Here is a 16,349-nt window from a genome sequence, read left to right as displayed (position 1 = left end):
CCTTACACGAAACAAAATTAGATAAATAAATTAGTCATCTTCCTTTTTTTACCATTTTTCCGTCATTTCGATAATGTGATGTTTACGAATAATCAACATCCCATGCCGATCTCCCGTAATTCCCTCTTTCAATTTATAAGGATAAATTATCTTTTCTCCCTCCATATTCGTCGGAAAATAACAACATTGCAGATTATCATATTTTTTCTGTAAAACCTCCCCCGTTTCAATGATATGAGTCGAAAACAGGAACTGACTATTTCTACGTGTGGTAAACGCTTCTGTTACGGCAATCGTAGCATCATAAGCATCCTTTACGTTTACGCCTTTGAATAACTCATCAAAAATAAGTACCAGATTCTTATTCCGACCGACCTCTTCGGCGATCATTTTTATTCGGAGAATCTCAGCATAGAAATGGCTATACCCCAAATTCAAATCATCCGACACGTTGATTGAAGTATACATTCCATCCCGAACGGAGAAGGTCATCCCTTTCGCCGGAACGGGAAGTCCGACATGCGCCAAATACACGGCAATACCAAAGGCTTTCATAAAAGTAGACTTTCCGGCCATGTTTGCCCCCGTCAGGAAAAACATATTCTGTTTTGTATCGATCCGGAACGAATTGGAAACCGGGTTCTTGATGCCCGGATGAAAAAGCTCTTCCAACTGCATAACAGCCTCCTCTTTCGGCAAAATACGGGGAATCGTAAAATCATATTTATTCGCTACGCGAGCTACAGCCGTATTTACATCCAATTCGTACAACAAATTCCTCAATGTTTTCAGTTGTTCCTTACAAATCGTCCTTAGTATGTGATCGTAACGATATACCTTCATAAAGGATAACTTCTTTACGTTCGTTTCATTACGCCACCATTTCAATTCCTCAGAATTAATAATTCCATGAATGGTTTTACGTTGCTCAAGATAAGCCGTCTCCCGGGAATCAAACGACCGAATGAATTGTTCCAATACCCCGAACATCTGAATAGTCGCCGCTATGCCCCCGCGAATGATGTCGTACTCAGGATCACAAATACTTTTGTGCTTCATACTCAACCACCAGGTGTCGATAAAAGCAAGGACTTTTTTTCTTCTTTCCGTCGCCAATAAATAAGCATCCAGATCATCAAACACTTCCGGCTCCAAAGGAAATTCTATATTTGCATGACGGAAATAATCAATTACCCTATAACGACGCTTCAACTCCTCTTCATCGGTAATCGGATTTTCAAACATATATTCCAATAGTTGCTCCCCTCCCATAGTCTTCGTATCGTTAAACAAATTAAACACGGATGTACTTTTAAATTTACCCAATAGCTCCAGATCCTTTAATGTTTGCCAATCCGCAACGAATTTACCGGGTTTGCCGGAATCCGTATTCTTCACTTCTGCCTTTCCTGTAATAATATCAATGATTTGTTCATTACGAATAATATTCATTCCATGCCGTTCCCCGGTTATCCCTTGTGCCAGCTTATAAGGAAATACAGCCTTATTACCTTCCCATTTAGTCGGAAAGTAGACAAAATTCACATTCGTACAATCCTTTTTTAAATCTTCCCCGGCCTCTATGATATGAGTAGATATCAAAAAAACATTCTTAGTATTTCGGGCAAATGCTCTTGTTAGAACCAATGTGCCGTCATAAGCATCTTTTACATTCGTACCGCGGAATAATTCATCGAAAATAACGACCAGATTAGAACGACGACTTACATTATCCACGATCTTTCTCACCCGCAAAACTTCCGCGTAGAAATGACTATACCCTTTATGGATATCATCCGGCAAATTAATCGTGGTATATAAACCGCTACAAACAGAAAATTCTACTCTCTTCGCCGGCACGGGAAATCCCATGTGAGCCAAAAACAAGACCACTCCAAAAGCTTTCATAAAGGTAGACTTACCAGCCATATTGGCCCCGGTCAAAAAAATCACGTTACTCTGCTGGTCAACATGAATGCTATTGGCTACCGGATTACTCACGTGAGGATGATAAAAATCGACCATGGAAATCCGGTTACTCCCGTCCGGCAATACCTCAGGAAATACGAAGCCCATACTTTCCGCAACTCTCCCCACCGAAATATAGGCATCGAACATATAAATATGAGTCATTATCCTTTCCAACAAATCTTTCCCGTCAAACCGAAAAATCGTATCACATCCCACAACTTTTTCATAAGAATAAGACTTCACGGTCTTCTCTTTCAAGGTCCAACTCAACTGCTCCGTAGTTATTACAGACAAAATATCCGCTACATTATTTTTAAAAGAAACCGAATCAAAAAAATGCTTCTGTTTCTCAAAATACTTGTATACCTCCTTTATCATTTCGACAGTAGCCTTCACCCCTTCTTTATACATCTCGTATTCCAAGTTAAATCCCATATTCCGTTTTAACTTTTCATCCAACGACACGTCGTCGCTTTCCAACCGACTGTTCTTTGCAGCATTTTTCAGATAAACCTCTACTTTTCCGATCCTTTCCCGGTTAAAAGGAAAACGCATCTTATTCTCCTTCATAAATTGGATGATCGAAGACCGATCCACGATCTTCTCCCTTTCCGTCAACGGAGAAAGAAACATATCTTCTAAGTACCCGGAGCCCCCAGCCGTCTGGATATAGTTATATAGACTATAAATATTATTTCCCCGATGTCTCCCGAATATATTCAGGTCATCAAATGTTTGTTTATCCGTAATAAAACCCATGGATTTATATTTAGTATTAATAATGTTTCCTTCACATAGAATATACCCCACAAGTAAATGCATCCGACTTGCTCTTCGGGTGACTCTCCCTCGTTACACTCACCGTTGTAAATCTAAAAATTAATTATTTAATTTCAAAATTTATTTGCATTCAATTTCAAGCAATTAGGACAGAAACAGATCGAATCTTAAACAACTTTTTTGCCTTATAAAATCTATCTATCGGTTCATAAATAAATATTATTAACAATAAGAATATTATATTAGAAAACATTTTTATCTTTATTACGTTTTTAAGTTATTATAAACTCATTTTTTACTATGCTGAAAAAAGTTTGGAGGTTATATTACGACGGATTCAAAAATATGCCCCGTTGGGGAAGAAATCTATGGCTGATTATCTTAATCAAGCTATGTATTATGTTCTTAGTACTCAAACTCTTTTTTATGCCCAATTATTTAAATTCCAATTATGACACCTTTCAAGAAAAAAGTGATCATGTATTCGAAGAATTAACCACAAAACCTTAACATTATGTTCTTTCACCTAACAACAACTTCTTTAGTGGAATGGTCACGTTGGCAATTTGCGATGACAGCGATCTACCATTATATGTTTGTTCCGTTAACATTAGGGTTAGCCTTAATGCTTGCCGTTATGGAAACCATCTGGGTTCGTACAGGGGATCAGCGTTGGTTGGATGCGACTAAATTCTGGATGAAACTTTTCGGAATTAACTTTGCCATCGGTGTAGCTACCGGTCTAATCTTAGAATTTCAGTTCGGAACCAACTGGTCGAACTACTCTTGGTTCGTGGGAGATATTTTTGGAGCCCCGCTTGCCATTGAGGGAATCCTTGCGTTCTTCCTGGAATCGACCTTCGTTGCCGTCATGTTCTTCGGCTGGAACAGGGTCAGCAAGCGTTTCCACCTGATTTCCACCTGGATGGTGTTTGTAGGAGCAAATATTTCTGCCCTGTGGATATTGGTCGCCAACGCCTGGATGCAAAATCCGGTCGGCATGGAATTTAATCCGTTGACAGCCCGAAACGAAATGGATAACTTCTGGGCCGTACTCTTTTCTCCGACGGCCATAAGTAAGTTCTTTCACACGGTGACCTCCGCTTATACCCTCTCGGCTTGCTTCGTCGTGGGGATTAGCGCTTGGTTTATATTGAAGAAGCGGCATCTTGAATTTGCCCGTAAAAGCATTATATTAGCCTCCATTTTCGGACTAATCAGTATACTTATCACCATTTATACCGGTGATTCCAGCGCTCAGGACGTGACGAAGACACAACCCATGAAATTAGCCGCAATGGAAGGCTTAAACGAAGGAGGAAGAGGAGTCGGATTAACCGTTATCGGCCTTCTGACCGACGATCCGGCACTCCCGACGACCCGTATGAAAAAAGTCTCGTACGGAATTCATATCCCCAAAATGCTCTCGTTTCTGGGATATCACAAAGGAGATGCCTACATCCCCGGAATTCAAGATATTCTGGACGGATATACTTCCGAAGAAGGTAAAACCTATCCTTCCATCGAACAACGTATGGCTAACGGTCGTACGGCCATAGAGGCATTGAAGGACTACAAACAAGCCGTCAAAGAAAACAATCAGATTGCAGCGGACAGCACCTTAAAGATATTCAGGGCGAACTACGCGGATTTCGGGTATGGTTATCTTAACTCTCCATACGACACGATTCCCTCTGTCCCTCTCGTATTCTATAGCTTCCGTATCATGGTCGGGTTAGGTATGTTATTCGTTCTTTTATTCATCCTTTCGCTTTGGTATGCCCAAAAAAGGAAATTCGATAAATTCAAAGTCATACCCTATCTGGCCCTCGCCTGCGTTCCGTTAGCTTACGTGGCCTCCCAATGCGGGTGGATCGTTGCCGAAGTCGGACGCCAACCCTGGGTCGTACAAAATCTTTTACCCACCAATGTGGCCGTAACGAAAATTACGTCCAACTGGGTGATAACGACTTTTTGGATGTTTGCCGTACTCTTCACGATACTGCTTATCGCTGAACTGAGAATCATGGGGAAACAGATTAAAAAAGGACCGGAAACAGATTAAATGATTTAGTGATTTACGATTTAGCGATTCAATTATCACGAAATCTTTAATCACAGAATCACCCAATTATTAAATCTAAAATTGTAAATGAATATGGAATTTTTACAACATTACTGGTGGATATTAATATCGTTACTTGGAGGATTGCTGGTGTTCCTGTTATTCGTCCAGGGAGGACAAACCCTGTTATACACGATAGCCAAAACGGAAGACGAAAGAAATCTACTCGTCAATAGTCTTGGCCGGAAATGGGAATTTACGTTCACGACATTAGTTGTATTCGGAGGAGCCTTTTTTGCCAGCTTCCCTCTCTTCTATTCTACAAGTTTCGGAGGAGCTTACCTGGCCTGGATGATCGTACTTTTCTGCTTTGTCATGCAAGCCGTCTCTTATGAATATCGTCGGAAAGCGGGTAATTTACTGGGAGAAAAAACGTATAATGTCTTTTTGATCATCAATGGAGTTATCGGAACCATCTGTATCGGGGCGGTAGTGGGCTCCTTCTTCACGGGTAATCCTTTTTCATTGGGAACCATGAACGACGTAACCTGGATGAGTCCCTGGCGAGGCATAGAAGTATTGTTCAATATCGCCAACCTTTGCTTGGGATTCGCTATTTTCTTCCTGGCCAGAACCTTGGCCGCCCTCTATTTTATCAATAATATCGATAACCAAACCATCTTCAACAGGAGTCGGAAACAGGTTCTTTACAATGCCATTCCGTTTGTCATGCTTTTGTTAATCTTCCTGACCATTATTTTATTCAGTAAAGGTTACGCCATCGCGGAAAACGGAGAGATTGTTCTCGTACAATACAAATACTTCTATAACCTGATCGAGATGCCTGTCAACACGATCATTCTCTTGATAGGAGTTGCAGGAGTCCTTTTCGGTATCATCAAAACGCTGTTCTCCGAGAAATGGAATAAAGGAATTTGGTTCTCCGGCATAGGGATCGTTTTGGCTGTAATAGCCCTGTTCGTCGTGGCAGGCTTTAACAATACGGCTTTCTATCCGTCGTATACCGACCTGAACTCTTCCCTGACCATATACAATGCCTCCTCCTCCTATTACACGCTAAAAGCCATGTCATACGTTTCTCTTATATCACCCCTTGTGATCGCGTATATTTTCTACGCCTGGAGAGCGTTGAACAAAAAACAGATCAATCTCCAGGACATTGAGGAGGATCATCACGCCTACTAAGTTCCATACAAGCACAGGAATCAATATAAAACGAGAGCCGGAAATATTTCCGGCTCTCGTTTTATATTGATATTCCAATCATTGAATCCAAAATCGTAAATCCTTTTAATCTCTTAATCCCCAATCACTCAATCACAAAATCCTTTAATCCCTTGTCTCTTCAAATCATAAATCGTAAATCTTTTCAATCCCCGTCCCCGTAGGTTATTTTTTACAATTACATATAACTGGAATTATCCCAGCAATGCGTACAAAGCTCCTCTTTGGGAAGACCGATGGCTTTGACCAAATCATCCAAACGCTGAAATTTCAAGGAATCCAAACCTAAATGCTGTGCCATCACCCCTAACATCTTTTTGTATTGCAACGAGTCAGGATCAGTATAAGGTTTCAGTATCTTTTCCGTCAAATCGGATGTTCCCTCCAAATCACGAATTACCCGACGAGTAAACAAATCGAAGTTAGAGCGGGAAGATGAAAAATTCAAAAAGATACAAGGATAAACCAACGGAGGACAAGCGATCCGCATATGTACCTCTTTCACCCCGCATTCCCGCAGTTTTACCACATTATCCTTTAACTGGGTACCGCGAACAATAGAATCATCCAAAAACAAAATCTTGGCCCCCTTTGTAAAAGCCTCATTCGGCAATAACTTCATTTTAGCGACCAAATCCCGCATACTTTGATTCTGCGGCATAAAACTACGCGGCCACGTGGGTGTATACTTCACGAAAGGACGTTTATACGGAATTTTTCTGGCATTGGAATAACCAATCGCATGTCCCACTCCGGAATCAGGAATACCCGCCGCAAAATCGACGTCCACATCATCATGTGCGGCAATAGCCGCCCCGCAACGATAACGGGCATCCTCCACATTAATACCCTCGTAATAAGAAGAGGGATAACCGTAGTACACCCAAAGAAAAGAACATATCTGTTTCTTGCATCCCGGTGTCGTTACCCGGGTAATGCCGTCCCTGCTAATCTGTATCGCTTCCTTGGGTTCCAAGTCCCGTACAATCGTGTAGCCTAAATTGGTAAAAGAAGAACTTTCACTCGCCACCACATAACCGTTATCATTTTTTCCCAAAACGATCGGAGTACGGCCATACTTATCCCGTGCGGCATAAATTCCGGTTTCCGTCAAAATCAAAAAGGAACAGGAACCCTTCACCCGGTTATACACGTTTTCAATTCCTTCTTTAAAGGTATTTCCCGTATTAATGAGCATAGCCACAGCCTCCGTCTGGTTGACAGTAGAACTCGAAAGCTCTGCAAAATGTTTCTTTTCATCCAAAAAACATTTTTCGATCTCATCCAGGTTATCTATCCTCCCCACGACTACGACAGAAAAACGCCCCAAATGAGAAATTACCGTAATCGGTTGAGATTCCATATCACTGATCACTCCGATACCCAGTGACGAACCCTTGAACTTATCCAACTCCGGTTCAAATTTATTCCGGAAATAGGCACTTTCCAAACTATGTATAGAACGGGTAAACTCCTGTCCGTTATAAAAAGCCATTCCGGCTCTTTTCGTTCCTAAATGAGAATGATAGTCCGTGCCGTAAAAAACATCAGCAACACACTCTTTGCGAGATACACACCCAAAAAATCCACTCATAAAATTATCGTCATAAATTAATTCTACACAAAATTATAATAATTTTCGAAGAGAGAGTAAGATTGTGATAAAAGAAAAAGCCGTTCGAGATTAAAAATCGGAACGGCTTTTCTATTATTTTGTCTCAACCCTATCAAGGGCAGCTTTCAAAGCCAAATCAAACTTAGAATAAATTTGTTCTTCTCCGATCTGCCGTCCGATACCGTTTTTAAGCAAATCTTTTCTCACCTGATCATTCACTCCGGATAGAATAATCCGTGTTCCTTCTTTTGTCAATTGAGATATCGTTTCCGTCAAATTTTTCAATGCTGTCGTGTCCACAAAAGGCACATGCCTCATCCGGATAATCAATACCTGATAACGAACCCCCATCATCCGGATCGTCTCGCAATAGGTCTTGGCAGAGCCAAAAAAGAAAGGACCGCTAATCTCATAGATTCCCACGGCAGAAGGAATATCCTTATAATTTTCCAACACATCCTGATCCATATTTCCCGTTCCGGTAATATCCTTCGGGGCATTATCAGCCATACGCTTCATAAACAACAGGGCTGCCAAAACCACACCGATCTCAATGGCAACGGTCAGATCGACCAAAACAGTTAAAAAGAACGTTACCAAAAGAATGACTATATCAAAGTAAGAAGCTCTCAACACGGAACGGAAAGAACGCCACTCACTCATATTATAAGAAACAACAATTAATATTCCGGCCAAACAGGACATCGGGATCAAAGATGCCCACTTCCCAAAGAAAAGCATGATCAATAGTAAGACCACGGCATGTACCATCCCTGCCACCGGAGTCCGTCCCCCGTTCTTCACGTTGGTAGCCGTACGGGCAATAGCACCTGTTGCCGGAATTCCCCCGAACAAAGGAGCCACAATATTAGCCGCCCCTTGTGCAATCAATTCCGTATTCGATCGATGATGTCCCCCGATCATACCGTCGGCAACCACAGCCGAAAGCAATGATTCTATGGCTCCCAAAATAGCAATCGTAAAAGCCGGTTGCACGTATCGGGCCAAATTACCGAAATCGAAAGAGGGGATTGTCGGAGCCAGATTACAAGATATCTCTCCATACAAGGTCCCGATTGTCGTCACCGGAAGGGAAAAAACAGCAACCACGGGGGTAACAAGCAGTATCGCCACAAAGGAACCCGGAATCTTAGTGGTCAACTTCGGCATGTATACCGCTATTAAAACCGTCACGACGGTTATGATAACAGCATACCAGTTGATCGTATGTATATGATTGATATAACAAGCCCATTTCCCGATAAAACCACTCGGCACATCCGCTATGGTAAGTCCCAATGCATTGGATATCTGGGTTGAAAAAATGACCACCGCGATACCGGAAGTAAAACCGACAATCAACGGATGAGGTATAAATTTAAGCAACGTTCCCAACCGTAACATACCAAACCCGATCATGATAATTCCGGCCAACATGGTGGCAATGATCATCCCGTCAATACCGTAATCGTTCACGATGCCGTAAACAATCACAATAAAAGCTCCCGTCGGTCCCCCGATTTGTACCCGGCTACCTCCCAAGAACGAGATAATAAATCCAGCAATAATAGCCGTCATCACCCCTTTCTCCGGAGAAACACCGGAAGCCACGGCAAAGGCGATGGCTAACGGCAAAGCCACAATTCCGACAACGATACCCGCTAAAATATCTTTCGACAAGTTCTTTTTTACAGAACCATCCTTAATTAATCCAAACAATTTCGGATCAAACACTTTTTCCATATCAAACACCCTTTAATAAAAACGCACAAAGGTAAAAAAATAAATACATCTGCAGGTATTTGAAATAAAGAATCATAAAAATATGAAGAGAAGCCTTTTAAAACAGCTTCTCTTCGGGATCTTCAATATAATGTAATAAATAAATACTTCGAAGTTATCTATAGATTAAAAACTTTCTGAAACAACTCTTTAAACTGAGCCTTTGACATCGCCCCGCTTGCAACTTGAGGTTGACCCGCCATCGGAACAAACATCAATGTCGGAATACTACGAATATCAAAAGTAGCGGCCAATTCATTTTCAATATCGCTATCTACCTTATAAAAATCGATCTTTCCCTTATATTCTTCCTGTAATTCGTCCAGTATCGGGGCTATCGCCTTACAGGGTCCGCACCAGGTAGCATAAAAATCAACCAGAACAGGATGCTGTCCTTTAAATTTGTATTCCTCTTTATTTTGATAATCAAACACTTTCTGTTTAAAACTATCCTTTGTCAAATGTTCTATCATATCCCTCTGTTTTTAAATACATGATCTATTCTCTACAAATGATACGTTTCCTTACCAAAATTGTTACCTTTATTTTATTTTTGTCTCTTTAAGAACACCCTCAAAAAACAAACGTTATGAAAATCCTGGGAAATATTATTTGGATCGTTTTCGGCGGATTGGCTGTCGCATTGGAGTACTTCACCTCAAGCGTAATACTTTTCATTACCATTATAGGAATCCCATTCGGATTACAAACCCTTAAATTAGGTATATTAGCCCTCTGGCCATTCGGCAGCCAAGTGGTCGATATTCCTCAGAGTAACGGATGTCTATCCCTCCTCATGAATATCATTTGGTTCTTCATCGGCGGTATATGGATATGCCTTTCACATCTTTTTTTGGGGATCGTTTTTTGCCTAACGATTATCGGTATTCCTTTCGGGATACAACATTTCAAATTGGCAGGCTTAGCCCTCGCCCCCTTCGGTCATGAGATTGTAAACAATTAAAAAAAGGGATTGCCCTACAAGCAATCCCTCCATAAAAACAAAGCCCGTTTTGATACATCCCAAAGGCTTCTTTCTATTTTATTCCTTTTAATGCCTCCAATGTCTTTAACGTTGCCGGATCAGAAGGACGAGTCATATCCAGATTCAATATTTTCCCCTCTTTATCCAATAAGATAAAACGAGGAATAGTCCGTACACGATAAGCATCCATAAAAGCCCGGTCTCCGCCTATATGCAATTGAACACCACCTAATTTCTGATCTTTCACCATCTTTTCCCAATCCGCCTTATTCTGGTCACAAGAGATACTCACGAAAACAATATTCTTGTCATGCATCTTTTTCTCCAACTCTTTCAGATGCGGTAACTCCTGTCGACAAGGGGGACACCAGGTTGCCCAAATATCGATATAAACATACTTACCTTTCAAATCGCTTAAAGATACCTCTTTTCCATTTATATCCTTGTATTTAAAAACCGGTGAAGGATCTCCTGCTTTCAACTCTTTTTTCTCCTGTGCTCCAACCGTAGTGAAGAACAAACAGGCACATATACATGCCAATACGTATTTCAATTTCATAGCTTTTCTCTTTTTATAGTTTTAATAGACAACCAAATTTAAATCATTCAGAGCAATAATCGATCATATAAAGCGGATTTAAGATAGATTTAATATTTCATGCATCAAACGGCAGGCATCTGTTGATCGACATAGATGAACTTTCCCGTATCATAACCTCGGGCCTCGGCTCTCTTCAACAAATCTTTCAGCCTATCATCAGGCATCTGCGGAGTACGGCTCAAAATCCATAAATATTCATCGGAAGAACTTCCGACAAGGACATAAGAGTATTGTTCGTCTAACTCTAAAACAAAATAATCGGAATAAAAAAACCAGAAGAAAGAGACCTTTAGCTTGCCGGGTTCGTCCGGATTCGGAATTTTGGCTTTTCCCTTGGCCTTATGCAACCGCCCCTCTTTATAACCGCTGTTTATAACTTCGATTTTTCCGTTATCCCCCAAAGAGTAAACCGCTGTTACCCGTTCCAATCCCCGTTCGAAGCGATGGTCAAAACGGGCGATTTCATACCACTTACCCATATAACGAGTTAATTCCAACTCTTTTACTACACGGGTATCCACTTTAGGATGTTTTTCATTGTTCTGTGTACGATCCGTCATCATCCGTTCCATTTAATAAATACGAATTATAACGTAAGACATCATCCCTCGGTTACCAAATTATTTTTTATCGATCACTATTTTATAAGATTCATCCAAACGAAGAGTCCCGCTGAACACGTTACCGTCAGCATCTTTAAAACCGGACAATGTCCCGGTCTTGCCTTTTAACACCAAGGCCTCCACCTGCTTTTGGGTTATTTTTTTCCCCTGTACCTCCATCGGTATCAAGAAATCACAGGATTTTTTATAAAGAGTGCATCCCCAAGCCGTACGTCCCTTTACAACCTCACCATTACCACATTTGGGACATTTCAAAGCAGCAGCAACCTGTTCCTTTACAGGCTTCTCTGCCATTTTTTCTCCTTCTGTTTCCACGGTAATCGCCTTTCGACGGGCACACTTCACCTCGTGGATCACCTCGTTGACCATCACTTTTAACTCTTCCATAAAATCCGTCACACGATAAGATCCATCTTCAATCATCCGGAGTTTTCTTTCCCATTGTCCGGTCAATTCGGCAGATTTCAACAACCCGTTCTGGATCGTATCGATCAATTCGACCCCGGTAATCGTAGCCACCAATCGCTTTTTATCTTTCCGGATATAACGACGTTTCAATAAGGTCTCGATAATACCCGCCCGCGTAGAAGGACGCCCGATGCCGTTTTCTTTCATCAAATCTCTCAACTCCTCGTCTTCTACCTGCTTCCCGGCCGTCTCCATTGCCCGCAGCAGATCCGCTTCGGTATAATACTTCGGCGGCTGCGTTTCCTTCTCCTGTAACTCCGGCCGATGAGGCCCCCGCTCTCCGACTTCATACACGGGCAAAACATTTTCATCGCTTTGCTTGCTGGAAGCCGTCGGAAAAAGAACCCTCCACGCAGAAACGACAATTTGTTTACCCGTGGCTTTAAACTCATGATCACCCACAACAGCCATCACCGTTGTATTAGCCACTTCGCAATCCGGATAAAAAACGGCAATAAAACGACGGGCAACCAGATCGTATACCCGCTTTTCATCCGGAGTCATATCGTAACTGAATACCCCGGTAGGGATAATAGCATGGTGATCCGTGATTTTTTTATCATTAAAAACTTTCCCCGATTTTCGAATCTTCCCTCCGTTCAATACCGGTTGTACCACGGCCTCATAAGGCTTCAATCCCTTCAATATAGTAGGAACCTTAGGGTATATATCGTTAGGTAAAAAGTTCGTATCCACGCGAGGATAAGTCGTTAACTTCTTCTCGTAAAGCGATTGAATAATTTTTAACGTGGTATCCGCAGAGAAGGCAAATTTACGGTTACACTCCACCTGCAACAAGGTAAGATCGAACAATTTCGGCGGATGTTCCATCGCCTTTTTCCGTTCTACACTCGTGATTTCCAACTCCAACGGCTCTATCTCCCTTAAAAAAGTTTCAGCCTGGGATTTATCCGTAAATCGTCCTTTCGTGTTGGCAAACCATCCACCCCTGTAATCCGTACGTACCTCCCAATAGGTTTCGGGCTTGAATTGCTCTATCGCTTTCTGACGCTCCACGATCAAAGCCAAGGTCGGAGTCTGCACGCGACCGATCGAAAATACCCCCTTACCGTCTCCATATTTTAACGTGTAGGCCCGGGTGGCATTCATCCCCAACAACCAATCCCCGATTGCTCTTGCCGATCCGGCAGCATACAACGTATCGAAATCGGCGGCATCCATCAATTTTTCAAACCCTTCCCGAATTGCCTCCTCCGTCAAGGAAGAGATCCACAATCGTTTCATCGGGACCCCGCATTTGGCTTTTGTCAATACCCAACGTTGAATCAACTCTCCTTCCTGTCCGGCATCCCCGCAATTGATCACCATATCGGCCTTTCCTACCAACTCCTCAATGACGGCAAATTGCCTCTTTATCCCCTCGTCTTCTATCAACTTAATCCGGAACGTTGAAGGAATCATCGGCAGATAAGTCATATTCCATTGTTTCCATTTATCCGTATATTCATGCGGTTCCTGCAAAGAGCAAAGGTGACCGAACGTCCAAGTCACGCAATAGCCATTTCCTTCGAAATAACCATTCCGGCGAACCTTTGCTCCCAATACGGCAGCGATCTCCTTTGCGACACTGGGTTTTTCCGCTATACAAAGCTTCATGAAATAAGGTTATACAATTAAAAACTCACCTGAACACGTCCCTGAATCATATTGAACGTCTGCTTACCGTCAATTCGGGCATATTTATCCAAACTAACCAGACTATAACTCATTTTGGCCGCGATATATTTATTGAAATAATAGATAGCTCCCAAAGAGAGATCGTTTTGTTTTCCACCCATAATCCCCGCTCCTCGATCGTTCAGATTAGTCACATTATATCGACAAAGCACCTCCAGGCTTTTCGCCCCCGGACTCTTCGCCATTCCGGTCATCTTACTGTAACCGTATTTCCCGCTTAACAAAGCGTATCCCATTTGCACATACCAACCGTCACCGTTATAATCAGAAAAGGCATGCCTCCGGTTTACATGTCCGAGCATATACTCGCTTTGCATATAAAACTTATCATACACCAAAACAATCTCGGCTCCCAGTTTCCATTGATTGATGGCATCCGTTACATCCGCTTTTAAGAACTTTTCCGAAAGTAATTCGGAAGGAGCCCCGGCAGCATAAGTTATCGTGTTCTCTTCCGCTTCCCCGTGAGTGCTAAAACGAGAAGAAAGCCCGATGTGAATAGCATTATCCCCGTCCACATAAGGACGATAGAGATACCGACCGGCCAAAGTAAAACCTTCATCTCCTTTTTCCTTATTGTCCACATCCTTATCACTAAAAATACCGGTCCACAAGTTTAAAGCGTCCACATTATAAATATAACTGATCCCCAGTTTACGGCGATCACCAAACGCTTTTCCCGTAACGGATACCCCGTTAAACTTCATATCCGACGTCCCGATCCGGTAATCCAAACCAAAAGCCTCGTAATAATGTCCCACCCGGATTACATGGCGTTCTTGCTGGTATTCAATATATATATCCTTCAAAGAAACCTCACTATTAGCAAAACCGATTTCGATTTTTCCAAACCAATGATCCAGGAAACGCATAGTAGTCCCCAAACGCACATCATAAATTTCAACGGCATTTCCCAACGGGGTCTTATCACTAAAAAATACCCCCCCGTCAAACAACGCCCGACCGATCAACCGACACTCGAACTCTCCCTTTTCAGACTTCAATACTAACTGAGCCGAAGCAACATGCACGAAAAAAAGAAGAAAAAGAGAAGAAAAAAAGATTCTCATAAAAATAACATTTTCAAATAAATACTATACTTCCTATTCAAAAGGCAAAAATACAAAAAAATCCGTTATCCCTTGTCGATAAAATAATACAAACAGAAACAGACCGGTATTATCATACCCCATTACGCTAAGATCTATAGCATAAAATTCGATTATGAATACGGTAATCACAGGGAGTGGTTAGGAATCCGGCTTAGGCTTCCCTTTTTGAGTCTTTCAGTTTTTATCCTATCTTTGTTTCATATAAAAATCATTCCGTCATGGAAAACGAAATCATAAATCACACGATAAAAGCGCTGGAAAAGAATCATTTTGAAGTCTATTTTGCCCAAACGACGGCCGAGGCCCAAGAAATTTTCTTTACGGAGATTTTCGAGCGCCTTCAACCTACAACCGTCTCCTGGGGCGATTCCGAGACGATGAAAGCAACCGGAGTATTGAGCAAATTAGAAAGCAATTCCGAGTGCGTATTGATCCGAACCTTTCAAGAGGGATACAGTCGAACTCAAAAAACATATTGGAGACGACAAGCCCTGCAAGCCGATCTGTTTCTTACCGGAACAAACGCTTTGACCCGACAGGGACAACTCGTCAATGTGGATATGGTCGGAAACCGGGTGGCAGGCATCACGTTCGGCCCCAAAAATGTCGTTTTATTCATCGGCGTAAACAAAATCGTCGAAAACCTGGAAAAAGCCATGGAACGTATCCGTACCGTCGCCGCACCCCGGAATGCGATTCGCCATCCCCATTTACACACGCCATGCCAAACGACCAACACCTGTATGAATTGCCAAAGTAGCGATCGTCTTTGCAACACCTGGACCATCACCGAAAAGTCCTTTCCGCAAAAACGAATTAAAATTATCCTGATCAACGAATCCTTAGGTTTATAAAATATGCATAAATATATATTCGAACTGGAAATGAAAGTACGCGACTACGAATGTGACATTCAGGGAGTAGTCAATAACGCCAATTATCAACATTACTTAGAGCACGCCAGGCATGAATTCCTGGAAACCACGGGAAAAAGCTTTTCTGACCTTCATGCCCAGGGCATCGACGCCATGGTCTCCCGGGTGGATATTTCCTACAAATACTCTCTGAAAGGAAGCGATCGCTTTTTAGTAAAAATTGCGTTGAAGCGGGAAGGAATCAAACTGCTCTTTTTTGAAGACATTTACAAAATCCCTGATCACCAACTCTGTGCAAAAGGATGCGTCGAAATCATATGCTTACAAAACGGGAAACTCACCCGCGGAGATCTCTTCGATACGCTTTTCAGTAAAGAACTGAAAGAATCGGAAAATTAATTTTCTGATAAAAATTTCTTCATTTCTTTTGACAAATTAAAAATATAAATTAGATTTGCACCGCAATTCAGCACCCGGGCGCTTAGCTCAGTTGGTTCAGAGCATCTGGTTTACACCCAGAGGGTCGGGG

At 42.0% G+C, this 16,349-nt stretch carries 13 protein-coding genes and 1 pseudogene; 6 read left to right on the top strand and 8 right to left on the bottom strand.

Annotated elements, in window-relative coordinates:
• Positions 1 to 48: 48 nt before the first annotated feature.
• On the bottom strand, positions 49 to 2,730 hold the full coding sequence (locus tag QZR76_RS04435; protein ID WP_294140767.1) for a hypothetical protein: 2,682 nt from the start codon (positions 2,728 to 2,730) through the stop codon (positions 49 to 51).
• A 321-nt stretch (positions 2,731 to 3,051) separates the two neighbouring features.
• Between QZR76_RS04435 and QZR76_RS04430 the strand changes: the two genes are divergently transcribed.
• The 3 genes from QZR76_RS04430 (at position 3,052) to QZR76_RS04420 (ending at position 6,022) form a co-directional block, all read left to right on the top strand.
• Positions 3,052 to 3,261 (top strand): DUF4492 domain-containing protein, encoded by a 210-nt coding sequence (locus QZR76_RS04430; RefSeq protein ID WP_041502819.1) that lies wholly within the window; start codon positions 3,052 to 3,054, stop codon positions 3,259 to 3,261.
• 4 nt (positions 3,262 to 3,265) lie between these two features.
• Positions 3,266 to 4,816, top strand: a complete 1,551-nt coding sequence (locus QZR76_RS04425) for a cytochrome ubiquinol oxidase subunit I (protein ID WP_294140766.1) — start codon at positions 3,266 to 3,268, stop codon at positions 4,814 to 4,816.
• 87 nt (positions 4,817 to 4,903) lie between these two features.
• On the top strand, positions 4,904 to 6,022 hold the full coding sequence (locus tag QZR76_RS04420; RefSeq protein ID WP_294140764.1) for a cytochrome d ubiquinol oxidase subunit II: 1,119 nt from the start codon (positions 4,904 to 4,906) through the stop codon (positions 6,020 to 6,022).
• Between the two features lie 217 nt (positions 6,023 to 6,239).
• Here the strand turns inward: QZR76_RS04420 and QZR76_RS04415 are convergent, their stop codons facing one another.
• From QZR76_RS04415 to trxA, 3 genes are all read right to left on the bottom strand, one after another.
• Positions 6,240 to 7,655: an amidophosphoribosyltransferase gene (locus QZR76_RS04415; RefSeq protein WP_294140762.1), complete on the bottom strand. Its 1,416-nt coding sequence runs from the start codon at positions 7,653 to 7,655 to the stop codon at positions 6,240 to 6,242.
• A 114-nt stretch (positions 7,656 to 7,769) separates the two neighbouring features.
• Positions 7,770 to 9,419 carry a SulP family inorganic anion transporter gene (locus tag QZR76_RS04410; protein ID WP_294140760.1) on the bottom strand — a complete coding sequence of 550 codons (1,650 nt, stop codon included), beginning with the start codon at positions 9,417 to 9,419 and terminating at the stop codon, positions 7,770 to 7,772.
• 158 nt (positions 9,420 to 9,577) lie between these two features.
• Positions 9,578 to 9,931, bottom strand: coding sequence for a thioredoxin (gene trxA / locus QZR76_RS04405; RefSeq protein ID WP_294140759.1), 354 nt, complete (start codon positions 9,929 to 9,931; stop codon positions 9,578 to 9,580).
• Between the two features lie 116 nt (positions 9,932 to 10,047).
• On the opposite strand from trxA, the gene QZR76_RS04400 reads away from it, so the two are divergent.
• A complete protein-coding gene (locus QZR76_RS04400; protein WP_294140757.1) occupies positions 10,048 to 10,422 on the top strand; it encodes a YccF domain-containing protein in 375 nt (124 codons plus the stop codon).
• Positions 10,423 to 10,495: 73 nt separating this feature from the next.
• Here the strand turns inward: QZR76_RS04400 and QZR76_RS04395 are convergent, their stop codons facing one another.
• The 4 genes and pseudogenes from QZR76_RS04395 to QZR76_RS04380 all read right to left on the bottom strand — a co-directional run bounded on the left by QZR76_RS04395 (position 10,496) and on the right by QZR76_RS04380 (position 14,903).
• A complete protein-coding gene (locus QZR76_RS04395; protein WP_294140755.1) occupies positions 10,496 to 11,002 on the bottom strand; it encodes a TlpA disulfide reductase family protein in 507 nt (168 codons plus the stop codon).
• A 104-nt stretch (positions 11,003 to 11,106) separates the two neighbouring features.
• Positions 11,107 to 11,541, bottom strand: a pseudogene (locus QZR76_RS04390) (lipocalin family protein); the annotation flags it as partial.
• Positions 11,542 to 11,664: 123 nt separating this feature from the next.
• The gene (locus tag QZR76_RS04385; RefSeq protein WP_294140751.1) at positions 11,665 to 13,752 is read right to left on the bottom strand and encodes a type IA DNA topoisomerase; all 2,088 of its coding nucleotides are present in this window, start codon (positions 13,750 to 13,752) and stop codon (positions 11,665 to 11,667) included.
• A gap of 17 nt (positions 13,753 to 13,769) precedes the next feature.
• Positions 13,770 to 14,903: a porin gene (locus tag QZR76_RS04380; RefSeq protein WP_294140749.1), complete on the bottom strand. Its 1,134-nt coding sequence runs from the start codon at positions 14,901 to 14,903 to the stop codon at positions 13,770 to 13,772.
• Between the two features lie 260 nt (positions 14,904 to 15,163).
• Between QZR76_RS04380 and QZR76_RS04375 the strand changes: the two genes are divergently transcribed.
• Both QZR76_RS04375 and QZR76_RS04370 read left to right on the top strand, forming a co-directional pair.
• The gene (locus QZR76_RS04375; protein WP_294140747.1) at positions 15,164 to 15,799 is read left to right on the top strand and encodes a lactate utilization protein; all 636 of its coding nucleotides are present in this window, start codon (positions 15,164 to 15,166) and stop codon (positions 15,797 to 15,799) included.
• Positions 15,800 to 15,802: 3 nt separating this feature from the next.
• On the top strand, positions 15,803 to 16,219 hold the full coding sequence (locus QZR76_RS04370; protein WP_294140745.1) for an acyl-CoA thioesterase: 417 nt from the start codon (positions 15,803 to 15,805) through the stop codon (positions 16,217 to 16,219).
• Positions 16,220 to 16,349: the final 130 nt, after the last annotated feature.

This window comes from uncultured Sanguibacteroides sp. (assembly GCF_900543425.1).
GTDB lineage: Bacteria > Bacteroidota > Bacteroidia > Bacteroidales > Marinifilaceae > Gabonibacter.
Note: the sequence above shows the minus strand (reverse complement) of the source record. Positions and strands in the feature narration are given on the sequence as shown.

Excerpts from the sequence above, each read along its gene's own strand:
- QZR76_RS04435 (WP_294140767.1), bottom strand. The coding sequence starts at position 2,730 with ATGGGTTTTATTACGGATAAACAAACATTTGATGACCTGAATATATTC.
- QZR76_RS04430 (WP_041502819.1), top strand. The coding sequence starts at position 3,052 with ATGCTGAAAAAAGTTTGGAGGTTATATTACGACGGATTCAAAAATATG.
- QZR76_RS04425 (WP_294140766.1), top strand. The coding sequence starts at position 3,266 with ATGTTCTTTCACCTAACAACAACTTCTTTAGTGGAATGGTCACGTTGG.
- QZR76_RS04420 (WP_294140764.1), top strand. The coding sequence starts at position 4,904 with ATGAATATGGAATTTTTACAACATTACTGGTGGATATTAATATCGTTA.
- QZR76_RS04415 (WP_294140762.1), bottom strand. The coding sequence starts at position 7,655 with ATGAGTGGATTTTTTGGGTGTGTATCTCGCAAAGAGTGTGTTGCTGAT.
- QZR76_RS04410 (WP_294140760.1), bottom strand. The coding sequence starts at position 9,419 with ATGGAAAAAGTGTTTGATCCGAAATTGTTTGGATTAATTAAGGATGGT.
- trxA (WP_294140759.1), bottom strand. The coding sequence starts at position 9,931 with ATGATAGAACATTTGACAAAGGATAGTTTTAAACAGAAAGTGTTTGAT.
- QZR76_RS04400 (WP_294140757.1), top strand. The coding sequence starts at position 10,048 with ATGAAAATCCTGGGAAATATTATTTGGATCGTTTTCGGCGGATTGGCT.
- QZR76_RS04395 (WP_294140755.1), bottom strand. The coding sequence starts at position 11,002 with ATGAAATTGAAATACGTATTGGCATGTATATGTGCCTGTTTGTTCTTC.
- QZR76_RS04385 (WP_294140751.1), bottom strand. The coding sequence starts at position 13,752 with ATGAAGCTTTGTATAGCGGAAAAACCCAGTGTCGCAAAGGAGATCGCT.
- QZR76_RS04380 (WP_294140749.1), bottom strand. The coding sequence starts at position 14,903 with ATGAGAATCTTTTTTTCTTCTCTTTTTCTTCTTTTTTTCGTGCATGTT.
- QZR76_RS04375 (WP_294140747.1), top strand. The coding sequence starts at position 15,164 with ATGGAAAACGAAATCATAAATCACACGATAAAAGCGCTGGAAAAGAAT.
- QZR76_RS04370 (WP_294140745.1), top strand. The coding sequence starts at position 15,803 with ATGCATAAATATATATTCGAACTGGAAATGAAAGTACGCGACTACGAA.